This is a genomic window from Burkholderia sp. USMB20 (assembly GCF_000949135.2).
GTDB lineage: Bacteria > Pseudomonadota > Gammaproteobacteria > Burkholderiales > Burkholderiaceae > Burkholderia.
Genome location: NZ_JTAN02000021.1, coordinates 908,461 through 929,300 on the forward strand (window position 1 = coordinate 908,461; position 20,840 = coordinate 929,300).

The following is a 20,840-nucleotide window of genomic DNA, read 5'->3' on the forward strand; positions in this document are numbered from 1 at the left end:
CCGAGCGGTCGGCAGCGGTCGGCAGCGGGCGGCAACGGCGGCGCGCGCGGCATGGACGCTTGCGCCGCGCGAACCGCGGGCGGCCCGCGCGGCCGCCGCGCATGGCGGAGCGCCGGTGCGCCGACTAAACTGGAAGGCATCGGCAACGTTCGGGAGAGCCGCCATGATTGACGTATTCCAGACCATCGGCAGCCGCGCGTTCTCCGCTCATCTGGCGAAGGACGGGATGGTGACGCTGATGGAACAACGCCACGAAGTCGACCGCGTGACGCTCGCGACCGCCTATGCCGCGCTCGTCGAGGAATCGGAGCAGGAGGCCGACCTGCTCGACGCAACCGTCGAAGGGATGATGCGCGCGCTGATCCAGGGGTACGCGCGCAGCCATTGATCGACTGAACGCGCCCCGGGCGCGGTGCGCCGGCCTGCGCGGCCTGCGCGGCCGGCTCGCCGATGCCCGCGCATGCGCCCGCCCGTTTCCCGCCGAAACGAACGCGCCGGCAACGGGTTTCCGCACTGCCGCATCGTCCCGCAGATGGCCGTCCGCCTTCGCGGGCGGCAAAAAATGTCGCCCCGGAATAGGGAAAAGGGGCTGAAACGACGCAATGCGCAATTTTTTCGATTGCCGCCGCTCGCGTCGCATGACAGCATGCGGACGTCGCCAATCGAAAAGAATTCCGTGCCGCGCGCCCGCCGATGCCGTTCGGCGGCGCCGAACCGGCACTGCCTTTCATGAACCCGGCCCATACCCAACACTACGAACCGACCGGAGCATCCCGCTTGTGAATATCGGCATCGTCAACGACCTCCCGCTTGCCGTCGAGGCGATGCGCCGCGCGCTCGCGCGCCGGCCCGAGCATCGCGTGCTGTGGGTCGCGACCGACGGCGCGCAAGCCGTCGAACTGTGCGCCGCGCAACCGCCCGACGTCGTGCTGATGGACCTGGTCATGCCGAAGTGCGACGGGATCGAGGCGACGCGGCGGATCATGCGTTCCGCCCGCCCGTGCGCGATCCTGATCGTGACGAGCTGCATCGGCGCGAACGCATGGCGCGTGTTCGAAGCGATGGGTGCCGGCGCGCTCGACGCGGTCGATACGCCTCGCCTCGGCGAAGACGCGGCCGGCGACACCGCGCGGCTGCTGCTCGCCAAGATCGACCAGATCGGCCGCCTGCTCGACGCGCCCGGCGGTGTCCGCGCGGCCGGCACGGCCTCGCGCACGGGCGGCGGCCCGCTGATCGCGATCGGCGCGTCCGCCGGCGGCCCCGGCGCGCTCGCGTCGATCCTCGGCAGCCTGCCGGCCGACTTCAGCGCGCCGATCGTGATCGTCCAGCACGTCGATCGCGCGTTCGCCGAAGGCATGGCGCAATGGCTCGACGGCCAGACGCCGCTGACCGTGCGCGTCGCGCACGAAGGCGACCGCCCGCAGCCGGGCGTCGCGCTGCTCGCGGCGACCGACGATCACCTGCGCATCACGCGCACCGGCACGCTCGAATACACGCGCGAACCGGCCGCCACGCCGTACCGGCCGTCGGTCGACGTGTTCTTCAACAGCCTGACCGAGCACTGGCCGGGCCGCGTGATCGGCGTGCTGCTGACCGGCATGGGACGCGACGGCGCGATCGGCCTGAAGGCCCTGCGGATGAAGGGCTATCACACGATCGCGCAGGACGAGGCGACCAGCGCCGTCTACGGCATGCCGAAGGCGGCCGCGACGCTCGGCGCGGCCCGCGCGATCCTGCCGCTCGAGCGCATCGCGGGCGAGCTGGCGGCACTCGCGCGAATCTGAACCCAATGAAACCCTGTCACACCCGTCGCAGCCATGGCGCGACCCTGCATCAATCATGACCAGCGACCTCACCCGCCCGCCCGGCAGCCTGCAGGCGGCGTTCGACGCCTTGCACGTGCCGCCCACGCCGCACGCCGACACCCCCGCGATGGTCCTGCTCGTCGACGACCAGACGATCGTCGCGGAAGCCATCCGGCGCGCACTCGTCGACGAGGACGGCATCGACTTCCACTACTGCCCGCGCTCGGACGACGCGCTGGCGACCGCGATCGAGACGCGGCCGACCGTGATCCTGCAGGATCTCGTGATGCCCGGCATCGACGGGCTGAGCCTCGTGAAGGCATACCGCGCGAATCCGGCGACGCGTGACGTGCCGATCATCGTGCTGTCGACGCAGGAAGAGCCGGTGATCAAGAGCGCCGCGTTCGCGGCCGGCGCGAACGACTATCTCGTGAAACTGCCCGACCGCATCGAGCTGGCCGCGCGGATCCGCTATCACTCGCGCTCGTACATGAACCTGCTGCAGCGCGACGAGGCCTACCGCGCGCTGCGGCAATCGCAGCAGCAACTGCTCGAGGCCAATCTCGAACTGCGGCGCCTCACGCATTCGGACGGCCTGACCGGGCTGTCGAACCGCCGCTATCTCGACGAATACCTGGCCGCCGAATGGCGGCGCGGCACGCGCGAGCGCAGCGAGCTGTCGCTGCTGATGATCGACGTCGACAACTTCAAGCTGTACAACGACACGTACGGCCACGTGTCGGGCGACAGCGTGCTCAAGCAGGTCGCGACGACCATCGAACGCTGTCTCGGGCAGTCCGGCGATCTCGCCGCGCGTTTCGGCGGCGAGGAGTTCGCGGTCGTGATGCCGGCCACGTCGCCGGGCGCCGCGCGGCTGCTCGGCGAGAAGATCCGCCTCGCGGTCGAGTCGCTGCGGCTCGAGCATGTGCACGCGTCGACGGGCCGCTACGTGACGATCAGCATCGGCGGCGCGAGCATCGTGCCGGCCCCCGGCCTGCCGACCACCGCTCTGATCGAGGCGGCCGATCGCGCGCTGTATCGCGCGAAGCACGACGGCAAGAATCGCGTCGAGATCGACGCGCCGCCGGCGCCCCCGGTTCCGCCGGCCGGCGGCGGTTTCGCCTGAACGCCTACACGGTGACGAGCCGGCGCGCGTAATCGGTCGGATCGAGCGGCCGGCCGAACAGGTAGCCCTGCTGCATGTCGCAGCCGATCTGCTGCAGGAACCACGACTGCGCCTGGGTCTCGACGCCTTCCGCGGTGACCTTCATCCCGAGGGAATGCGCCATCGCGACGACGGCCTGCGTGATCGCGACCGAGTCGCGATGATCGGGCACGCCCGATACGAACGAACGGTCGACCTTCAGGTTGTGCAGCGGGAAACGCTTCAGGTAGGCGAGCGACGAGTAGCCGGTGCCGAAATCGTCGACCGAGATCCGCACGTTCATGTCCGTGAGCGCTTCGAGCATCGGCAGCACGGTGTCCGTGTCGTTCATCAGTAGTCCTTCGGTAATCTCCAGTTCGAGCGCCCCCGGATCGAGCTGCGTCTGCGCGAGGCAGTGGTAGACCGACTCGACGAGCCCCTCGTGGAACTGCCGCGGCGACAGGTTGACCGCGAGCGTCAGGTCGGGCGCGATCGTGCGGCGCCATTCGGCGGCCTGCCGGCAGGCCGTTTCGAGCACCCACTGGCCGATCGCGACGATCAGCCCGGTATCTTCCGCGACCGGAATGAATTCCGCCGGCGACATCGGCCCGAGTTCGGGGCTCGTCCAGCGCAGCAACGCTTCGGCGCCGACCGTGCGGCCGCTGCGCGCGTCGACGACCGGCTGGTACGCGAGCCGCAGCATGTCCGACGAGAACGCGCGCCGCAGCGACTGCTCGATCGCGAAGCGGCGTTGGAGGCGCTGGTTCAGCTGCGCGGTGAAGAACGTGAAGTGGTTGCGGCCGCGCTGCTTCGCGTCGTACATCGCGGAGTCGGCGTTGCGCATCAGCGTGACCGAATCGTCGCCGTCGCGCGGCGCGACGCTGATGCCGATCGACACGCCGAGCCAGTATTCGTTGTTCGCGATCTCGAACGGCTGCGCGATCGTGTCGATCACCTCGCGCGCGAGCACGGCCAGCTCGTCGGGATCGTCGCAGTGGTCGACGAGGATCACGAACTCGTCGCCGCCGACGCGCGTGAGCGCGTGGCGCCCGCCCGCGCAGGCCGCGAGGCGCGCCGCGACACTGCGCAAGAGCGCGTCGCCGGCCTCGTGGCCGGCCGTGTCGTTGACCTTCTTGAAGCCGACGAGATCGAGGAACAGGATCGCGACATGCGCAGGCCCGGCCGCCGCCTCGCGCGCGCCGAACAGCTCGCGCATCCGTTCGGAGAGCCAGCGCCGGTTGTAGAGGCCCGTCAGCGCGTCGCGCGTCGCCAGGTAGCGCAGTTGCTGCTGCGCTTCGCGCACGGGGCCGATGTCGTGAAACGACACGAGCACCGATTCGGGCTGCGTCTCGCCCGGTTTCACGATCGGCACCGCGTTGCCGCGCACCCAGATGACGTCGCCGTCGGCGAGCCCGAAGCCGACCGAGTAGTCGAGCTGCGGCATGGCCGTGGTGAACGCGAGCCGGCTCGGCCAGTCGTCGGGGGCGAGCGGTGTGCCGTCCTCGCGCAGCTTGTACAGGATCACCGTCGACAGCCGGCGGCCGACGAGGTCGCCCTTCGCACGCATCATCCGGTTCGCGCTCGGATTGCTCGCGATCACGATGCCGTCGCGCGACACGACGAGAATCCCTTCGTTCAGGCTGTTGACGACCAGGCGGTGATGTTCCTCGCTGCGCGCGAGCTGCCGCGCGATCCAGTCCTGGTGCACCGCGAGGCCGACGCTGTTGCCGATATCGCGCAGCAGGTCGGTTTCGGTGTCGGTGGGCCGCCGCGGCGTACGGTGATAGACGGCGAATGCGCCGAGCACGGTGCCCGTATCGTCCAGGAACGGCACCGACCAGCACGCGCGCAGGCCGTGCGGCAACGCGAACGAACGGTAGGCAGCCCACAGCGGATCGGTTTCGATGTCTTCGACGGCGATCATCCGGCGCTCGAACATCGCCGTGCCGCACGAGCCCGCGGCGGGCCCGATCGATGCGCCGTCGATCGCCGCGCTGTACTGCACGGGCAGCGACGGTGCGGCACCGACGTGCACGTGCACGCCGTCCGCGTCGAGCAGCAGGATCGTGCACGACGCGCCGTCGCCGAGCAGCGCCTCGGCGCGCCGGCAGACCTCGACGAGCAGTTCCGGCAGTGGTGTATTGCGTGTGATCAGCCTCAGCACGCTTTGCTCGGATGCGAGCACTTCCGCTGCGAGGCCGAGACTGTAGCGAGAACTTTGCGGTTCGGTATTCAAGATGAATCCTGCCGTCAGTTCGACCGGGTCTGATGCGCCCGATTCGTAGCGATTCTTCGTGCCGTATATCGCCCCGAGTCGACTCGCCCCCCCGGTGCGCCCCCATTGCACGCCGGTCACGGCGCGCCAAAATATATTTAACACCAATCCGCGCCCGCTGGCGTACCCGCGCGCATCGAGGGTATACGCGTGGTCGCGGCCGGCGGGACGCCGCCGCGATTTGTCAGACGATTACTTATAGCGCACCGCCCCCGCCGGCCGCCGTCAGTCCTTGCGGATGTGTTCGGCGAGGAAGTCGATCAGCAGCCGCACGCGCGGCAGGAGCCCGCGCCGGGACGGGAACACCGCGTGAATCACGCCGCCCTTCGGCGCCCACCCCGGCAGCACGTCGATCAGCGTGCCGTCGCGCAGGTCGTCCTCGATGACCATGCACGGCAACTGGACGATGCCGACGCCATGAATCGCCGCGTCGCGCAACGCGTGCATGTCGTCGGAGATGTAGCGCGGATGATGGCGCAGCTGCGCCTGCTCGCCGTTCGGCCCGACCAGCTGCCACACGTGCTGCCGCGGCGGCCCCCAGTCGAGGCTCGGCTCGCCGGCCAGCTCGGCCGGGTCGGCCGGCACCGTGCGTCCGGCCAGCCACTGCGGCGCGGCCACCAGCCGCTGCGGGCTGTCGCCGAGAATCCGCATCACGAGGTCGCTGTCCTCCAGTGGCGGGAAACGCACGCGCAGCGCCAGGTCGAAGCCTTCGCTCAGCAGGTCGACCCGGCGGTTCGTCGCTTCGAGATGCACGTGTACCGCCGGATGAATCGCCATGAAGCGCGCGACGAGCTCGCTCACGCGATATTCGAGCAGCGCGGTCGGGCAGCTCACGCGGACGATCCCGCGCGGCTCCGCGTGCCGGCGCTCGATCACCTCGCGCGCCGCGTCGGCCTCGACCAGCACCGCGAGGCAGCGTTCGTAGAATTCGCGGCCGGTTTCCGTGACCGTGAAATGACGCGTCGTCCGCTGCAGCAGCCGCACGTCGTAGTGCGCTTCCAGCGCGGCGATGCGCCGGCTCAGCGTCGACTTCGGGACATCCAGCGCCCGCCCCGCCTGCGTGAAGCCGCCGTGCTCGACCACCTTCACGAAATAGTAGAGGTCGTTCAGGTCATCCATGATTGTTCCACCCATAGAACACTGACGGCATTCTACGGGACTGGAAACCCGGTTGTTGCGCGCATAGCATCGTTCTTCGATGGGGATCGATTGCGCGAACGCGACCGGAGATTTTCCCTGACGGGCGCCTCGCGCGCCGAATCGATTGACTAAGCTTGGAGCATTCGCCCGCCGCGCGCACCGTATCGGACGTGTGCGACAGCGCGGGCGCCCCGCCGCGACGACGATCCCGACGCCGCGGCCGCCCACCCTGGATCCTCGGGATTTCTCTCACTTCCTGTCCTGTTTCTGGAGGCAACCATGGCAAGCGAACCGATTCGCGATCCCGCGAACGACCACCTGCTCACCCCGCGGAACGCAGCGTTCATCGTCATCGACTACCAGCCGGTCCAGGTGAACTCGATTGCATCGATGGATCGCCAGCTGCTGATCAACAACATCGTCGGCGCATCGAAGGCCGCGGTCGCGTACGACCTGCCGATCGTCCACTCGACCGTCAACGTGAAGACCGGCCTGAACAAGCCGCCGATCCCGCAACTGCGCGCCGCGCTCGAAGGCTATCCGACCTACGACCGCACCAGCATCAACTCGTGGGAAGACGTCGAGTTCCGCAAGGCCGTCGAGGCCACCGGCCGCAAGAAACTGATCATGACCGCGCTGTGGACCGAAGCGTGCCTGACCTTCCCCGCGCTCGACGCGCTGAAGGCCGGCTACGAAGTCTATGTGGTCGTCGATGCGGTCGGCGGCACGTCGGTCGCCGCGCACGAAGCCGCGCTGCGCCGCATCGAGCAGGCCGGCGGCCAGATGATCAGCGTCGCGCAGCTGTTCTGCGAACTGCAGCGCGACTGGGCGCGCAGCGCAACCGTCCCCGCGTTCATCAACCTGTTCATCGAAACCGGCGGCACCGCGGGCATCCAGTTCTCGTACGACAAGAGCTGAGCCGCGACGGCGCATGCCGTTTCGCGCGGTTGCGACCGTCCGGATACCGGCGGTCGCAACCGCGACACCACCCTGCATCGACGCATTCCCTCCGATCCGTTACGAATACGCACGCACATCGCGGCGTTCCAGGCCCGCGACCGGGATGCCGTAGACACGGTGGAGGTCTATCGCCTCGATCAGATCGCCTGACGCCCGCCGCCGCGCCGGCAAGCACCGGCAGCGATTCGCAGATCGCGCCGCCCCTGGCGGCGGCGCGATCGATCGTTCCATGCACGGAACACTGAGGACCATCCGGCCCGGCTATCGACACGCGACACGTTCCACTACGCTTGGACTCATACGGATTGCCAACGGCATCGGACTCGCATCAAGCTCGCGTAACCCGCCGCGCCCCCGCACTGCCCGTTCGCGCCGCGTTGCAGCGCAGCCGCGCGAAGTCGTTCGCGCGGCCGCGACATGCCGGCGGCGCGTTGCGTTTCCCACGCGTCGCAGCCGTTTCGGCGCATGCCGCCGCGCGCCGCGCTTTCGTCACACGATTCGCGCCGCCGGCCGCCGCCGTCGCGTCGCCCGTCGATCGCCTCGGCATGCGTGGCAGCGCAGCAAACCGCCGCCCTTTACTCATGCCCGACGCCCCTCGGACAGCATCATGAAATCCCTGAACATAGACGATATCCAGGCCTTCCTGTTCGCCGTCGAGCGGCAAAGCATCACCGAATCCGCACGCCGGCTCGGCCTGTCGAAGTCCGTCGTCAGCAAGCGCATCAGCGACCTCGAGCGCACGCTCGGCGTGCAGCTGCTGATGCGCTCGACCCGCAACGTAACGCCGACCGAAGACGGCATGATCTTCTATCGTGCCGCGTCGGAATCGATGCGCCGGCTCGTCGACGTCGCCGAGGAAATCGCGGAACGCTCGCACGGACTGTGCGGCGAGCTGCGCATCACGTCGCCGGTGAGTCTCACTCGCCGCCTGCTCGGGCCGGCGGTCGCGGCCTTCGCCGCCGCGCATCCGCAGCTGCGCGTCACGCTCGACACCGACGATCGCACGATGAACCTCGAAGTCGAGCGCTTCGACGTCGCGATCCGCTCCGCGCGACTGCCCGACAGCGCGCTGATCGCACGCCGCGTCGCCGCATGCGAGCGCGTCGTCGTCTGCAGTCCCGACTACCTCGCCGCTCACGGCGAACCGGACTCGATCGACGCGCTGCTCGAGCACCGCTGCCTGAACTACAGCCATACGGCGCCGTCGGCCACCTGGACGTTCACGACGCCCGGCAGCCTCGGCAAGCCGCGCGCGATCAGCCCGGGCAGCGTGTTCCTGTCCAACAACGGCGAAACGCTGTGCGACGCCGCGGTGCAAGGCATCGGCATCGCGATGCTGCCGCGCTACATCGCGGACGACTGCCTGCGCGACGGCCGGCTGGTGCGCGTGCTCGCCGATGAAGCACCGCAGGACGAAGTGATCTACGCGGTCTATCCGCGCAATCCGTACGCGAGCAACAAGCTGAAGCTGTTCATCGAACACGTGCGCATCGCGCTGCTCGATCCGCCGTCGTCCGCCGGCACGGACAAGGAGCTGCATGCCGAAATGCTGTCGACGGATTCCGTCTGACGCGATGCGCGCCACCGTGTCGCCGCCGTCCCGCCGGATCCGTCCTGCCGTCACGCCATGCCGCGGACCAAGCCCGCGCTAGCCAGGCCTGTCAACGCAGCGGCGTTCGCTCGCATGCTGCTCGGCATGAGCCGCGAATACGGCCGAACCGACGGCGCGCGCCTGTTCCATGTCGCGAAGACCGTCGTTGCCGTCGTGCTGGCAGTGGGCGTGTCGATGCGGCTGGAGCTGGCAGCGCCGCGCATGGCGATGGTGACGGTCGTGATCCTGATGATGCCGGCGATCCGGCTGCTGTCCGGCGGGCCGTCGCTCACCGGACACGTCGAAAGCGTCGCGCGCGGCATCAGCGATCGCGACAATCCGGCCGGCGCGACGCTGCTCGCCGACGTCAACCCGATCTTCACGTGGGTGCGGCTCGCGCAGCGCGTGCCGGTCCGGATCCGGCTGGACGGTATGCCGCGCGACGGCTTCCTCGCGGCGGGCACGACCTGCACGGTCACGCTGCGCCCGATGCCGCACGCGATGGCGCGCGGCACGGCGCCGGATACGCGCCCTTGATGCCGTGGTGCGGCCGTAGGCACAGACGCCCGTGTTCGATATCGGGCAACACCGTGTTCTTGTTCGCGCGCCTTCCGGTGGCCCGGCATGCGCTTTTACACTGGGCGTTCGTCGGCGATGCGAGCGGTATGTACTGCGCACCCGCTCCGTCGACGCATCCCGAACCGGCCGCGTCGAGCGCGCGCGGCCTCGATCGACCCCGCGCCGGCCTCGCCGGCCGGCAGGAGACTGGCAATGGCATTCAGCGTAACTCACGAACTCCGGCGCCGCACCGGGCGGCCGATGCAGTGCCGTTCGTTGCCGCGCGATGCGGATCGGCGCCGCGGCGGTCGCGCCGAAAGCAATCGATCATGCTGACCGTCTCTTCCGTCGGCATCGCGCCGCGCATCTCGTCACCCGGTCGCAGCCAGATTCACGTCACGCTGCTGGAGTGGTCGCACGAATCGCTGCTGGTCCGCTGGGTCGAAAGCGGCCGCCTGCACTACGGCGAACAGAAATGGCGCCGCGCGGTCGCCCGGCGCGACGGACGGTGCGCGTATTCGGGCCGCGCCATCGTGCAGGGCGAGGCCGTGTTTCGTCCGACCGGCCGGCCGCGGCCCGCGAATCACCTCGCGATGATCGCGGCAGATGCGGTGGCGTCGCTCGATGCGTGATGCGCGGAGCGCGTTGCGCGTTGTGCGTTGTGCGTTGTGCGTTGTGCGTTGTGCGTTGTGCGTTGTGCGTTGTGCGGAGCGCGTTGCGTTGTGCGTTGCGCGTTGCGTTGTGCGTGGTACGTGGTGTGATGCGGCGCCGTGTCGTGCAACATTGATCGCGCGGAACGGTACTTGCTGCATCGGCAATTCACTGGCGCGAAGCGAGCCGCGCATCGCCGCGAGCCAAGTCGATCTTGGCTGCAACGCATCTTTCGCACTCCGGAAGCCCGTTCGCACACGCTTCACCGGATTCGTTGATCAACGAGCGACAGTGCGTCACGCGCATACCGGCTTATCGTTCGACGCGATCGCGCGTATCGTCGACCCATGTTGTCCGATCCCGTCGACGTCATCGGCTTCGTTCGCCAACCGGCCGCTCTCGCACGTGTGAACGCGGCCGTCAAAACAGGAAATTGATCATGGAATTCGTACTGGACCACTCGCTCGACGAGGATACCGCCCGCGCGGTCGAACATGAAATCTGGCGCGTCGATCCCGACGCCAAGGTCGAGATCGATCGCGCGACGTCGCACGTGAAGGTCGAGTCGTGGCTGTTCCCCGAGGAATTCGTCGTCGCGTTCGAGGATGCGGGCTACAGCGTCAGGATCAAGACTCACTGACGCGCGCCCGGCCGGCGCCGCACGCGAGCGCGACCGTCGCGTTGCGCCGGCGACATTTTCCGCGCCGGCCGGCGGCCCGCCGCTCACCCGCCGATCTTGAATCCTGGCAACTGCTGCCCGAGCCGCGCGCCCATTGCCGCGCCGAGCGCCTGCAGCGCATTGAACGGCCGGATCATCACCTCGAATTCGACGATCCGCCCGTCGACGTCGAAGCGGATCATGTCGATCCCCTTCAGCCGCTTGTCGCCGACCGTCGCACTGAATTCCAGCACGACGCTCGTGCCGTCGTCGTCGGCGAACGCGCGGTGGTATTCGAAGTTCTCGAGGATCGTGAGCACCGTGCGCAGCGCCAGCAGCAGCGCGGGCGCCGGTCCGTACGGCTTGAACGCCATCGGCGAGCGGAACACGGCGTCCGGATGGACGATCGTGTCGAGTTCGCTGAAATCCTTGCGCGCGAGCATCGCGTGCCACGTCGCGAGCGATGCCGCGACGGCGGGTTGCAGTTTCGACAGGGGTTGCATGCTCAACGACTCCGGTAACGTCACACGAAAGAAACCCGCTCGAAGGCGGCGCCCGCTCGGGACGCCGCCGCATGATGCCGCGCCAGCGTTGTCACGCGTCCGGCAGGATCACGACCTTGCCCTTCACCTGCCGGCTCGCCATGCGCGCGATCGCGTCGGCCGCGCCCGAGAGCGGCACGCGCTCGGTGATCGCGGGCCGCACCTTGCCGGCCGCGAACCATTGCGCGAGCTGGCGCATGTTCGCCGCATGCTGCGCGGGGTCGCGCCGTACCGCGTCGCCCCAGAACACGCCCAGGATGTCGCGCTCCTTGAGCAGCGCGAGGTTCAGCGCGATCTTCGGAATCTCGCCGGCCGCGAAGCCGACCACGAGGAACCGGCCGCGCCACGCGGTCGCGCGCAGCGCCGCCTCGCTGTACGCGCCGCCGACCGGATCGTAGACGACGTCCGCGCCGCGTCCGCCGGTCAGTTCGTCGACACGACGCCGCAGGTCCTCGGTTGCATAGTCGAGCGTGTCGTCGGCGCCGGCCGCGCGGCACAGCGCGAGCTTGTCCGCGCTCGACGCGGCCGCGATCACGCGTGCGCCCAGCGCCTTCGCGATCTCGATCGCGGCCAGCCCGACGCCGCCGGCCGCGCCCAGCACCAGCAGCGTCTCGCCCTGCTGCAGGCGCGCGCGCTGCTGCAGCGCATGCAGCGACGTGCCGTAGGCCAGCACGAGCGCCGCGCCCTGCTCGAACGTCATCCCCGGCGGCAGCGCCGCGATCTGCTGCACGTCGGCCACGCAATGCTCCGCGAAACCGCCATGACCGGTGAACGCAACCACCTCGTCGCCGGGCCGCCAGGCGCTCACGCCGTCGCCGACCGCGTCGATCACGCCGGCGAATTCCGCGCCGGGCGAGAACGGCAGCGCCGGCTTCACCTGATAGAGCCCCTGGACGATCAGCGCATCGGGGAAGTTGAGCGACGCCGCCTTCACGCGAATCCGCACCTGGCCGGCGGCCGGTTCGGGAACCGCGACGTCCTCGATGCGCAAGCGGTCGATCGGGCCGAATGCGGTACACAACAGGGCTTTCATGCTCTCCTCTCTCCTCGCGCGACGTCGTCGCGCAGCGATACGGCATCGATACGGCAGCGGGACGCGCCCGCGCGATCGGCGCGCAGCGCACGCGCATCGGCCCGCGCCGCGTCACCATCATTCGTGCTGCGCGGCGCTCTGAACCACGCGTCGCGCATCTCGAGCGTCGTCGTATCGGCGCTCGCCAGCAGGTCGAGCTGCGCGCCCACCTTCGGCAGCTCCCGGCGAAAGAAGTACCGCGCGGCGGCACGCTTGCCGGCGTGGAAATCGCCATCGCGCCCGTGCGCGGCGAGCGTCACGTCGAGCCACGGCCACACGACGACCCGACGGCCGAACGCCCCGCAGCCGGATGATCGGGTCGGTGACTGCCAAATGCTGGCGGGAAATTTAGCACGGTCGTTCTAAACCGACAATGGCGGGTCGCCCCGATGGCGAACCGGGGCGATGGCGGCATGCGCAGGTGAAGGTGGGTCGATGCCGGCGCGCGACACGCCGGCCGCGATGCCCGACGTGCCCGCGCCCCGCTCACGCGTGCGGCGGCGGGTCCGCGTCGTCCGCCAGCGTGCCGAGCGGCACGAAGATGTAGCCCTTGCCGCGCACCGTGCGGATGTAGCGATAGTCACCGACCGCCTGCTCGATCAGGTTGCGCAGCCGGAAGATCAGCACGTCGAGCCCGCGCTCGGAGCGTCCGGCCACGGTCAGCCCCAGCAGCGCGAGGATCTCCGCGCGCGACAGGACGCGCAGCGGCTGCGAGATGAACAGTTCGAGCAGCGCGAATTCGCTCGCGCGCAGCCCGAGGTCGTCTCCCGCGCGGGTCGCGCGCCGCGTGACGAAATTCACCTCGATGTCGCCGAACGCATAGGTTTCGGCATTCCGCGGCCCGCGCGGCGACTCCGGCCGGTTCGGCGCGTAGCGGCGCATCGCGCTGCGCACGCGTGCGACCAGCTCCATCGGCTCGAACGGCTCCACGACATAGTCGTCCGCGCCGATCTCGAGCGCGACGACCTTGTCGACCACCTGCGCGTCGCGGCTGATCACGATCACCGGCATGTCGTAACCGGCGCGCCGCAGTGCGCCGAGCGCCATGTAGAACGTCGTGGCCGGCCGTTCGACCCGCAACACGATCAGGGTGGGCGGTGCCGCGCTCACGTGCGCGAGCAGCATCGACACATCGTCGAGCGCCGACGTATCGATCTGGCAGCCGCGCAGGAGCGCGCGGATCCTGTCGCGCATGCGCGGATCGGGCTCTACGACGAGAACTTGGGTGGCCATGGAAAATCGTCCAGCACGACGGCCCGCACGGCGCATCGCGACGTCACGCCGGCCCGCCGTCCAGCCGGAACGGCCGGGTGCGGCCCGCACGAACCCGCGCGCGCACGACGCCGGTGACTACACATGCATGCAGCAATCGAGACTCGTCAGGAAATAGCTCAGGCTCTTGCGGATCGACGTCTCGACGTCCCGCACGTCGCGCGCCGCGGGCGACTGGCCGAGCAGCGTCGCGACGATGTCGAGCGCCTCCCACGGATGCCGGTCGTCGTAGTCGGCGTGCAGCTTGAGCCAGCGCATCGCGCGATGCCGCACGGCCGGATCGAACTGCCGTTCGTACGGCGATGCGCACAGCAGCGCGCTCCACTCGCCCGTCACGCCCTCGATCGCATAGTTGGTCGCGGCGATGCTCGGCGCGAGCGCGTCGGTACTGCCGCTCTTCCAGCACCAGTGGCTCAGCGAGAATCCGGCCAGCGGCGCGTCGCCGCGCAGCAGCATGTCGATCGTCACGCCCGATTCCGCCGCCCAGTTGGCCCAGTGATCGACGTGGTTCTGCTCGACGCGGATATTGCGGATCAGATAGCGCCGCGCCTTCTCGTCGCCGCGCGACCGGTAGGCGGCGGTCTTCACCAGGTTCATCGCCATGTATTCCGGAAACTGGCTGACCACCGCCCAGCCGGTCACGAAGAATGCGCGCAGTTGCGACGCGCGCAGCGTCCCGCCGCTCATCGCCGCGAACACCGGATGCGCACGGACGCGCGCCTTCAGTTCGTCGGTCGCGCCGACCACGTCGCGCAGCCAGGCCGGATAGCTCGCCAGGTCCATCAGGTCGCCGGTCAGTTCAAATGGAGCACTCATGCGTTCGTTCCTCGCTTGGTTCAATGGAATCCCCCTTCCTGCCAGGGCGCGGGGCGGCTGAAGTAATAGCCCTGGCAATAGTCGACGCCCAGCGCGCGAAGCATCTCGGCCGTCGCCGTATCCTCGACGTGCTCGGCGACGGTGCGGTACTGCATCACGTGCGCGATGTCGTTGATCGCGGACGCGATGCCGCGCTTGATGCTGTCGGACGTCATGGTCGACACGAGGCCGCCGTCGATCTTCAGGTAGTCGATCGGCAACTGGCGCAGATACGAAAACGACGACATGCCGGCGCCGAAGTCGTCGAGCGCGAAGCGGCAGCCGAGGTCGCGCAGCTCGCACATGAAGCGCGACGCGACCTCCAGGTTGCGCACGGCGCTCGTCTCCGTGATCTCGAAACACAGCAGCGACGGGTCGAGCCCCGACGCCGACAGTTCGGCGATCACGAACTCCACGAAGCGCTCGTCGGTGATCGACATCGCCGACAGGTTCACGTTGTATTCGACGTAGCGGCGCTGTTCGAGTCGCGCGAGGCGCCGGATCACGGTGCGCACGACCCAGCGGTCGATCATCGTCATGTGGCCGTAGCGCTCGGCGGCCGGCAGGAACACCGGCGAGATCAGCTTGCCGTCGGCGTCCGGGATGCGCAGCAGGATCTCCGCGCGCTCCCGCGCGCCGAGCGCGGGCTGGATCGGCACGATCGGTTGCGCATACAACTGGAAGGAATTCGTCTCGAGCGCCGTCTTCACGCGCCGGCTCCACTGCGTGTGATATGCCTGGCGGCTCGAATGCATGTCGCGCGAATCGGCGACATGCACGCGGTTGCGGCCGCGATCCTTCGCGACGTAGCACGCGACGTCGGCCATCTGCATCGCCTTCTCGACGCTCTCGGGCCGGCACGCGAGATCCAGCACGCCGATGCTCACGCTGAGCTTGAACGGCTCGCCTTCCCACAGGAACGTGAAGTCCTCGAGACTCGCGCGCAGGCGTTCCGCCTTGCCGCCGTCCGGCGCGCCGTCGCGGCCGGCCGGCAGCAGGATGCCGAATTCGTCGCCGCCCAGCCGGCCGAACACGTCGTCGTGGCCGAGACAGCGCGCGAATACCGCGGTCGCGTCGCGCAGCAGCGCGTCGCCGGCCGCGTGGCCGCACACGTCGTTGACTTCCTTGAAGCCGTCGAGGTCGAGCACCAGCAGCATCCCGCCGCCGCGCTGCACCAGCGCGTCGCCCAGGCGCCGCTCGAACGCCGTGCGATTGATGAGGCCGGTCAGCGCATCGTGGGACGCCTGCCAGGTCAGCTTCTCGATCAACTGGTGTTCGCGCGTCATGTCGCGCAGGATCAGCACGTAGCCGACGCAGCGGCCCGCGGCGTTGTCCATCTTCGACAGCGACGCGCGCACCGACACCGCCGAGCCGCACACGCGGATCAGGTCGAGATCGCGGGTGAACGTGGGGTCGCTGCGGTTGCCGAGCGACGCGAGCAGCTTGATCGACATGCCCGTCGACGTGTCGATCAGGTCCAGCACGTCGTTGATCGGCTTGCCGACACACTGCCGCGACGACGTGCCGAGCAGCTGCTCGGCCGCCGGATTGACGGTCTCGATACCGCGCGTGAGGCCGATCGTGACGATCGCATCGGCGACCGAGCGCAGCGCGGCTGCCGCGAATGCCTGGCTCCGGTCCAGCTCGGTCTGCATCGACACCTGCTGGCGTTGCGCGCGGCTCGCCCACCGCACCGACAGCAGGATGATCAGCAGCGAGGCCACGATGTACGACAGGAACAGCTGGATGACGGCCGAGCGGAATTCGGCGCTCAGTTCGTCGGAAAAGCGCTTCGGAAGCGGTTCGATGTGCGCGTTGAGATCCCAGATCGCGTGGTTCAGGCTGCTCGTGCGCCGGACGTCGTCCGCATGCACCGACGCGTGCAGCGCGTTCGCGATCCTGCGCAGGTCGACCAGTTGCCGGTCCGCGTCCTCCCAGTATTGCAACGCGGCGTTCAGGCGTGCGAAGCTGCTCAGGATCGGGTAGAACCACACCACCGCCGCCGCATCGACCGGATTGATGCCCGCCTCGATCAGCGCCTGGCGCGCCACGCCGTGGTCCGGCGGCGTACTGGTCATCGCGCGGCGCGCGGCGCCGAGGAAGGTGAGCGTCCGGTCGACCGCCAGGTATTCGTCGAACAGCTTTTCGTCGCCGGTCTGCCCGTAGCGGCTCAGCAGCAGGATCTCGTCCTTCTGCGCCTTCGACCAGCTGCTTTCGCCGCCGACGTACACGCGCAACGACATGATCACGATCAGGCTGACGGCGACGAACCCGGCCAGCGCAACGACCACGACGACGATCGGCAGGATGCCGAGCGCCGGACTCCATGGCCACACGTGGAACGAGCTGCGCTGACTCTGGAGCTTCGAAATGTTTTCCATACCTGAATGACTGTTTTTCTGATTCTTGTCGATGCCGCCTGCCCGACGCGTCGCCGCACCGCCTGCGCCAGGCACCTCCCCGTTCCCTTTGCGCGCCGCGCCGCCGTGCATGCCATCGCGCCACGACGCGGTGCCGGCGACTATGTCGTCCGGACGCGGCGCGACAACTCGGCGCCGGCATCCGTACCGGCATCGGTCGCGAGAATGCGGCGTGTTTCGTCGCGCACGACCCGATGGCAATCGCAGCCCTGCCGTTCGAGACCGGCGAGATCCGTGAGCACGATGGCACCGCGATGCTGATGGATCAGGCCGAGCTCGTGAAGCTGCCGCGTGGCATCGGTGACGGTCTCGCGGCGCACGCCCAGCATCTGCCCCAGCATGCCGTGCGTGACCGGGATTTCGATGCTGCGTGCGCGCTCGTAGGCGATCAGCAGCCAGCGGCCCAGTTGCTGCCGCATCACGTGATGACGGCTGCAGAACATGACCTGCGACGCCTGGGACAACGCCAGCTGCATCCGCACGAAGACCTGCCGCCGGATCGCCGCCGACACGTCGCACGCGTCCGCGAAGCGGCGCGCATACAGCCGGTACGCGAACCCGCCGCGGTAGACGACGACGCGGCGCTGCATCGCGCTGCCGACGACGTCGTCGCACACGATGCCTTCGCGGCCGATTTCCGTCACGCCGAGTGTCGTCTTGCCGCCCGCCGTGTATTGCAGGGAAATGCCCGCCGTCACCGGAAAATAGACGGCCTCCAGATTCTCGCCGGCATCGCACAGCACCTGGCCGGTCTCGAGATTCGAAAGCATCAGATGAGGCGCCAATTCGGAACGGTTAATTCCGTCGAGCGCTGACAGGAAATGATTGGCACCAAGTGCATGCGGCAACTCGATGACGTTGTTGGCCTGATGTATCACGGCGCACCTCGTACGTTGTATCCCTGCCCCTCGGCCACCGGACTTTCCTGCTGTTTTCACCGCACCGGTTTAACGGTTTCTCCGCCTTTTCAGCGCGGTGACATTGAGCAAAAAGGTATCACGCAGCCCAACCGTACGCGACACTCCGCTTTTGTTACATGAAGTAATTTGACAGTTCGGCTCGCCATCCGAAGATACTTGCATTGTCAATAAAAAATTAGCGATTTAAATCCCACCCATATAAAACGGATTGCGCAATGAATCATTGAAAACGGCGCATGAATGTCAATGCGCGGTAATGCGATTTACACTGGAAATTAAAATCATTCCCGAATCGAAAAGAATGCGGAAAATGTGGGTTATCCCACACTTCTCCCTCGTCAGGTGTGAGCGCCGTGACGGCGTGCACGTCCGAGACGGGTGCTAGTGCGCCGATGCCGTGGCCCGGCCCGCGTCGAGCGATGCGGCCCGCAACGCGTCCGCCGGATCCGGGAAGTCGCGTTGCCGCAATTGCGCGAGCTGCGCGTCGCGCGCGTCGGGCGCAAGCGGCTGCGCGTCGAGCCGGTCGCGTTCGGCCGCGTAATCGCGATAGCGTGCCCGCCACGCATCGTCGCCCTGCTGCATCCGCTCGACGCGCGCGGCGACCTCGGCGCCGAGCTGCGCACGCAGCGCATCGGGCGTCGCGCGCTGGCCGTCGAGCCGCGCGAGCGTTGCAAGCGCATCGCGTTGGCGCGCCGCGCGCTCGCGTGCGTCGCGCTCGTCCGGCGGCAACGCCTGATCGAGTGCGGCGAGGCGTGCGCGCTTCTGCGCGTCATCGAGCGTCGGATCGCGCGCGATCCTGATCCGGTCGAGATCGCCGCGCTGCCGCCGCAATTCCGCGTCGAAGAACGGCGCGCTCCAGTCGCCGAGCCAGCGGCGCGCGAGCGCCGCACGCCGCTCGAGTTCGCCTGCGATGCCGTCCGGATCGAGACCGGCGCCTGCCGGCAGCGCGCCCGGCAGCGTGTCGAACGCGGCAATGCACGCGCGATAGCGCGGCCACAGATCGAGCGCATCGCGGCGGGCCGGCTCGCCGATCGGCTGCGATGCGATTTCGTGCGCGACCAGCGCATCGAGCGCCGCGGGCGTCAGGTCATGCTGCGCAAGCAAAAAGTAATCGAAGAATTCCCGCACCGCATGCACGTGCGCGAGGCGCCCGCCGGGCCCGACCGGCAGGCGCGGCGCACGCGCGCCCGCGAGCGAGGCCGGCAGCGCGAAATCGGACACGGCAAGCACCGGCCGCGGCACCGCCGCACCGCTCGGCGCGGCGTGGCCGGGCGGCGCGGTATCCGTGGCGGCCACGGCAGCCGCCGACGCAGCCTGACGACCGAACGCGTGCCAAACGGCGGCCGCGGCGATCGCCCCGGTCGCGCCGTACAACACCGCGCGGGACAGCATGGTCCGGACCTTCATCGCTCAGACGCCCTGTTGCTTCAGCCGGTTTGCCTGCACGCGCAGCGCGGCGACCGGGTCTTCCGCATAGGCGCCGCGAACGCCGAGCAGCTGGTTGATCGCGTCGAAGTGATTCCAGCGATAGCGCGTCGAGATCACCGTGCCGAACCGCGCACTGCAGGTCGACGTGAAACCGTCGTTCGGGCCGGCGCCGGCCAGCGCCATGACGTTGCCGGCCGTCAGGAACACGAGCGTCGAAGGATCCAGCACGTTCGCCGGATCGATGACCGGAATCACGCTGGTGTCGACCGCGCCGGTCACGATGCCGAGCAGCGATACCGGCTGATACGCGGCCCCGCTCCACGAGTACAGCAGATGCACGTTGCCGCCGATCGTCTCGACCGGTGCGCCGGTGCCGCACGCGCCGGCGCCGAGCCCCGGGCTCGGGAACAGCTGGTTGAACTGCGCGGCACGGGGCGTGCTCAGCGCGTTGAGCGCGGCGATCGCATCCTGGTTCGTGTTGTGCGTGTCGCTGGTGAGGATCCCGAACAGGTTCAGCAGCGCACCGAATATCGGCGTCGACAGGCCGGTCGGGTCGAGCTTCAGCGCGCCCAGCACGAAATCGGCGAACTGCGAGCCGCGGTGCGGCGTCGCGATCGTCGTGACCGACGCGACGAGCGCGGGCGCGACCGACGCCACGTAGCGCGACGTCAGCCCGCCCTGGCTATGACCGATCAGGTTCACCCTGGCCGCGCCCGTGACCGCGAGCACCTGCTTGACGTAGGCCAGCAACTGTTCGCCGCGCCCGTTCGGGCCGAGGTCGCCCTGGAAGCCGGACAGGTCGGCGACGTAGACGGTCGCGCCATGCCGCTGAAGATCGGCCTGGATGCCGTACCAGTAAGGCAGGATGCCGAAATAGTCGTCTGTCCCGGTCAACCCGTGCACGAGGACGATCGGATAGCGGGTCGCCGCGTAGTCGTCGACGGCCGTCTGCGCGCCGGCCTGCGCCGGACCCAGCAGGACCCACGCGAGCAGCGCGATACGGGCGATGAACCGCGCGTACCCGAGCGATACGCGTCGCGCCGCCACGACGTCCAGGAACGCTGCCGCGATGCCCCGCACGGCCGCATCGGCGCGACGACGCGGCGCGATGCGCTGGTCGATGTCGAAGTCATGCATTCGCGTGCTCCCATGCGGCATGCGCGGCCACGCGCCGCTGCCATCCGATGAACAGCGGCGCGCCGACGACTTCGAGCGCCGTGAAGCCGACGAACGGCGGCCACGGCAGCCCGAGCGCCGCGAGCGAAATCAGCCGCCCGATACCGCCGAGAAAGATCATCATCCACAGCGTCGCGAACAGCCGCCCCTGATGCTCGATGCGCGGGATCACCGAAAACGCCGCGAGCCCGAGCCCGAGCCAGACGCCCGCATGGAAACGCAGGTTGCCGTCCAGCGTCGCGTCGGCCGGCAGCGCGATGCCGAGCGACGCGTACAGCGGATCATGGATGCCCATCATGCCGAGCACTCCGGTGATCGTCGGAACCAGCGCAAGCACGGCGGTCGCCGCCTGAAGCGCGCGTTTGCTCATTCG

General features: G+C 68.7%; 18 protein-coding genes and 3 pseudogenes. 9 read left to right on the forward strand and 12 right to left on the reverse strand.

Annotation, left to right across the window (positions count from 1 at the left end; all coding sequences use genetic code 11):
• Positions 1 to 163: 163 nt before the first annotated feature.
• From PL79_RS34330 to PL79_RS34340, 3 genes are all read left to right on the forward strand, one after another.
• Positions 164 to 388, forward strand: coding sequence for a hypothetical protein (locus PL79_RS34330; protein ID WP_039357299.1), 225 nt, complete (start codon positions 164 to 166; stop codon positions 386 to 388).
• A 391-nt stretch (positions 389 to 779) separates the two neighbouring features.
• Positions 780 to 1,784, forward strand: coding sequence for a chemotaxis response regulator protein-glutamate methylesterase (locus PL79_RS34335; protein ID WP_044843909.1), 1,005 nt, complete (start codon positions 780 to 782; stop codon positions 1,782 to 1,784).
• A 55-nt stretch (positions 1,785 to 1,839) separates the two neighbouring features.
• Complete coding sequence (locus PL79_RS34340) at positions 1,840 to 2,931, forward strand: diguanylate cyclase domain-containing protein (protein ID WP_044843908.1); 1,092 nt, start codon at positions 1,840 to 1,842, stop codon at positions 2,929 to 2,931.
• A 4-nt stretch (positions 2,932 to 2,935) separates the two neighbouring features.
• On the opposite strand, the gene PL79_RS34345 is transcribed toward PL79_RS34340, so the two are convergent.
• The gene (locus PL79_RS34345; protein ID WP_044843907.1) at positions 2,936 to 5,185 is read right to left on the reverse strand and encodes a putative bifunctional diguanylate cyclase/phosphodiesterase; all 2,250 of its coding nucleotides are present in this window, start codon (positions 5,183 to 5,185) and stop codon (positions 2,936 to 2,938) included.
• A gap of 264 nt (positions 5,186 to 5,449) precedes the next feature.
• On the reverse strand, positions 5,450 to 6,343 hold the full coding sequence (locus tag PL79_RS34350) for a LysR substrate-binding domain-containing protein (RefSeq protein ID WP_044843906.1): 894 nt from the start codon (positions 6,341 to 6,343) through the stop codon (positions 5,450 to 5,452).
• A gap of 300 nt (positions 6,344 to 6,643) precedes the next feature.
• Between PL79_RS34350 and PL79_RS34355 the strand changes: the two genes are divergently transcribed.
• From PL79_RS34355 to PL79_RS34390, 6 genes and pseudogenes are all read left to right on the forward strand, one after another.
• Positions 6,644 to 7,282 carry a hydrolase gene (locus PL79_RS34355; protein WP_044843905.1) on the forward strand — a complete coding sequence of 213 codons (639 nt, stop codon included), beginning with the start codon at positions 6,644 to 6,646 and terminating at the stop codon, positions 7,280 to 7,282.
• 658 nt (positions 7,283 to 7,940) lie between these two features.
• Positions 7,941 to 8,894, forward strand: a complete 954-nt coding sequence (locus PL79_RS34365) for a LysR family transcriptional regulator (protein WP_044848437.1) — start codon at positions 7,941 to 7,943, stop codon at positions 8,892 to 8,894.
• 126 nt (positions 8,895 to 9,020) lie between these two features.
• Positions 9,021 to 9,164: pseudogene (locus PL79_RS36970) on the forward strand (FUSC family protein); the annotation flags it as partial.
• Positions 9,165 to 9,176: 12 nt separating this feature from the next.
• A pseudogene (locus tag PL79_RS34375) lies at positions 9,177 to 9,452 on the forward strand (efflux transporter periplasmic adaptor subunit); the annotation flags it as partial.
• A 350-nt stretch (positions 9,453 to 9,802) separates the two neighbouring features.
• Complete coding sequence (locus PL79_RS34380; RefSeq protein WP_044848409.1) at positions 9,803 to 10,105, forward strand: DUF3331 domain-containing protein; 303 nt, start codon at positions 9,803 to 9,805, stop codon at positions 10,103 to 10,105.
• Positions 10,106 to 10,563: 458 nt separating this feature from the next.
• Entirely contained in the window at positions 10,564 to 10,764 is a 201-nt protein-coding gene (locus PL79_RS34390) for a hypothetical protein (RefSeq protein ID WP_044848408.1), read from the forward strand.
• 83 nt (positions 10,765 to 10,847) lie between these two features.
• Here PL79_RS34390 and PL79_RS34395 read toward each other — a convergent pair whose 3' ends face one another.
• The 10 genes and pseudogenes from PL79_RS34395 to PL79_RS34440 all read right to left on the reverse strand — a co-directional run bounded on the left by PL79_RS34395 (position 10,848) and on the right by PL79_RS34440 (position 20,837).
• Complete coding sequence (locus tag PL79_RS34395) at positions 10,848 to 11,285, reverse strand: nuclear transport factor 2 family protein (protein ID WP_044848407.1); 438 nt, start codon at positions 11,283 to 11,285, stop codon at positions 10,848 to 10,850.
• 91 nt (positions 11,286 to 11,376) lie between these two features.
• Positions 11,377 to 12,357: an NADPH:quinone oxidoreductase family protein gene (locus PL79_RS34400; RefSeq protein ID WP_044848406.1), complete on the reverse strand. Its 981-nt coding sequence runs from the start codon at positions 12,355 to 12,357 to the stop codon at positions 11,377 to 11,379.
• A 140-nt stretch (positions 12,358 to 12,497) separates the two neighbouring features.
• Positions 12,498 to 12,695: pseudogene (locus PL79_RS36835) on the reverse strand (acyl-CoA dehydrogenase C-terminal domain-containing protein); the annotation flags it as partial.
• A 187-nt stretch (positions 12,696 to 12,882) separates the two neighbouring features.
• Positions 12,883 to 13,629: a winged helix-turn-helix domain-containing protein gene (locus PL79_RS34410; RefSeq protein WP_044848404.1), complete on the reverse strand. Its 747-nt coding sequence runs from the start codon at positions 13,627 to 13,629 to the stop codon at positions 12,883 to 12,885.
• 117 nt (positions 13,630 to 13,746) lie between these two features.
• Positions 13,747 to 14,484: a TenA family transcriptional regulator gene (locus PL79_RS34415; RefSeq protein WP_044848403.1), complete on the reverse strand. Its 738-nt coding sequence runs from the start codon at positions 14,482 to 14,484 to the stop codon at positions 13,747 to 13,749.
• A 20-nt stretch (positions 14,485 to 14,504) separates the two neighbouring features.
• The gene (locus PL79_RS34420; RefSeq protein ID WP_044848402.1) at positions 14,505 to 16,904 is read right to left on the reverse strand and encodes a putative bifunctional diguanylate cyclase/phosphodiesterase; all 2,400 of its coding nucleotides are present in this window, start codon (positions 16,902 to 16,904) and stop codon (positions 14,505 to 14,507) included.
• A gap of 140 nt (positions 16,905 to 17,044) precedes the next feature.
• On the reverse strand, positions 17,045 to 17,821 hold the full coding sequence (locus PL79_RS34425; RefSeq protein ID WP_044848401.1) for a Crp/Fnr family transcriptional regulator: 777 nt from the start codon (positions 17,819 to 17,821) through the stop codon (positions 17,045 to 17,047).
• Between the two features lie 423 nt (positions 17,822 to 18,244).
• Entirely contained in the window at positions 18,245 to 19,270 is a 1,026-nt protein-coding gene (locus PL79_RS34430) for a lipase secretion chaperone (protein WP_044848400.1), read from the reverse strand.
• A 3-nt stretch (positions 19,271 to 19,273) separates the two neighbouring features.
• Positions 19,274 to 20,428, reverse strand: coding sequence for an esterase/lipase family protein (locus tag PL79_RS34435; RefSeq protein WP_082088731.1), 1,155 nt, complete (start codon positions 20,426 to 20,428; stop codon positions 19,274 to 19,276).
• Positions 20,421 to 20,837, reverse strand: coding sequence for a DUF4345 domain-containing protein (locus tag PL79_RS34440; protein ID WP_044848399.1), 417 nt, complete (start codon positions 20,835 to 20,837; stop codon positions 20,421 to 20,423). Before PL79_RS34440 ends, PL79_RS34435 begins: the two co-directional genes overlap by 8 nt.
• Positions 20,838 to 20,840: the final 3 nt, after the last annotated feature.

Coding starts and splice junctions, on each gene's coding strand:
- PL79_RS34400 (WP_044848406.1), bottom strand. CDS start 12,357: ATGAAAGCCCTGTTGTGTACCGCATTCGGCCCGATCGACCGCTTGCGC.
- PL79_RS34435 (WP_082088731.1), bottom strand. CDS start 20,428: ATGCATGACTTCGACATCGACCAGCGCATCGCGCCGCGTCGTCGCGCC.
- PL79_RS34420 (WP_044848402.1), bottom strand. CDS start 16,904: ATGGAAAACATTTCGAAGCTCCAGAGTCAGCGCAGCTCGTTCCACGTG.
- PL79_RS34410 (WP_044848404.1), bottom strand. CDS start 13,629: ATGGCCACCCAAGTTCTCGTCGTAGAGCCCGATCCGCGCATGCGCGAC.
- PL79_RS34440 (WP_044848399.1), bottom strand. CDS start 20,837: ATGAGCAAACGCGCGCTTCAGGCGGCGACCGCCGTGCTTGCGCTGGTT.
- PL79_RS34380 (WP_044848409.1), top strand. CDS start 9,803: ATGCTGACCGTCTCTTCCGTCGGCATCGCGCCGCGCATCTCGTCACCC.
- PL79_RS34395 (WP_044848407.1), bottom strand. CDS start 11,285: ATGCAACCCCTGTCGAAACTGCAACCCGCCGTCGCGGCATCGCTCGCG.
- PL79_RS34415 (WP_044848403.1), bottom strand. CDS start 14,484: ATGAGTGCTCCATTTGAACTGACCGGCGACCTGATGGACCTGGCGAGC.
- PL79_RS34340 (WP_044843908.1), top strand. CDS start 1,840: ATGACCAGCGACCTCACCCGCCCGCCCGGCAGCCTGCAGGCGGCGTTC.
- PL79_RS34430 (WP_044848400.1), bottom strand. CDS start 19,270: ATGAAGGTCCGGACCATGCTGTCCCGCGCGGTGTTGTACGGCGCGACC.
- PL79_RS34330 (WP_039357299.1), top strand. CDS start 164: ATGATTGACGTATTCCAGACCATCGGCAGCCGCGCGTTCTCCGCTCAT.
- PL79_RS34355 (WP_044843905.1), top strand. CDS start 6,644: ATGGCAAGCGAACCGATTCGCGATCCCGCGAACGACCACCTGCTCACC.
- PL79_RS34390 (WP_044848408.1), top strand. CDS start 10,564: ATGGAATTCGTACTGGACCACTCGCTCGACGAGGATACCGCCCGCGCG.
- PL79_RS34350 (WP_044843906.1), bottom strand. CDS start 6,343: ATGGATGACCTGAACGACCTCTACTATTTCGTGAAGGTGGTCGAGCAC.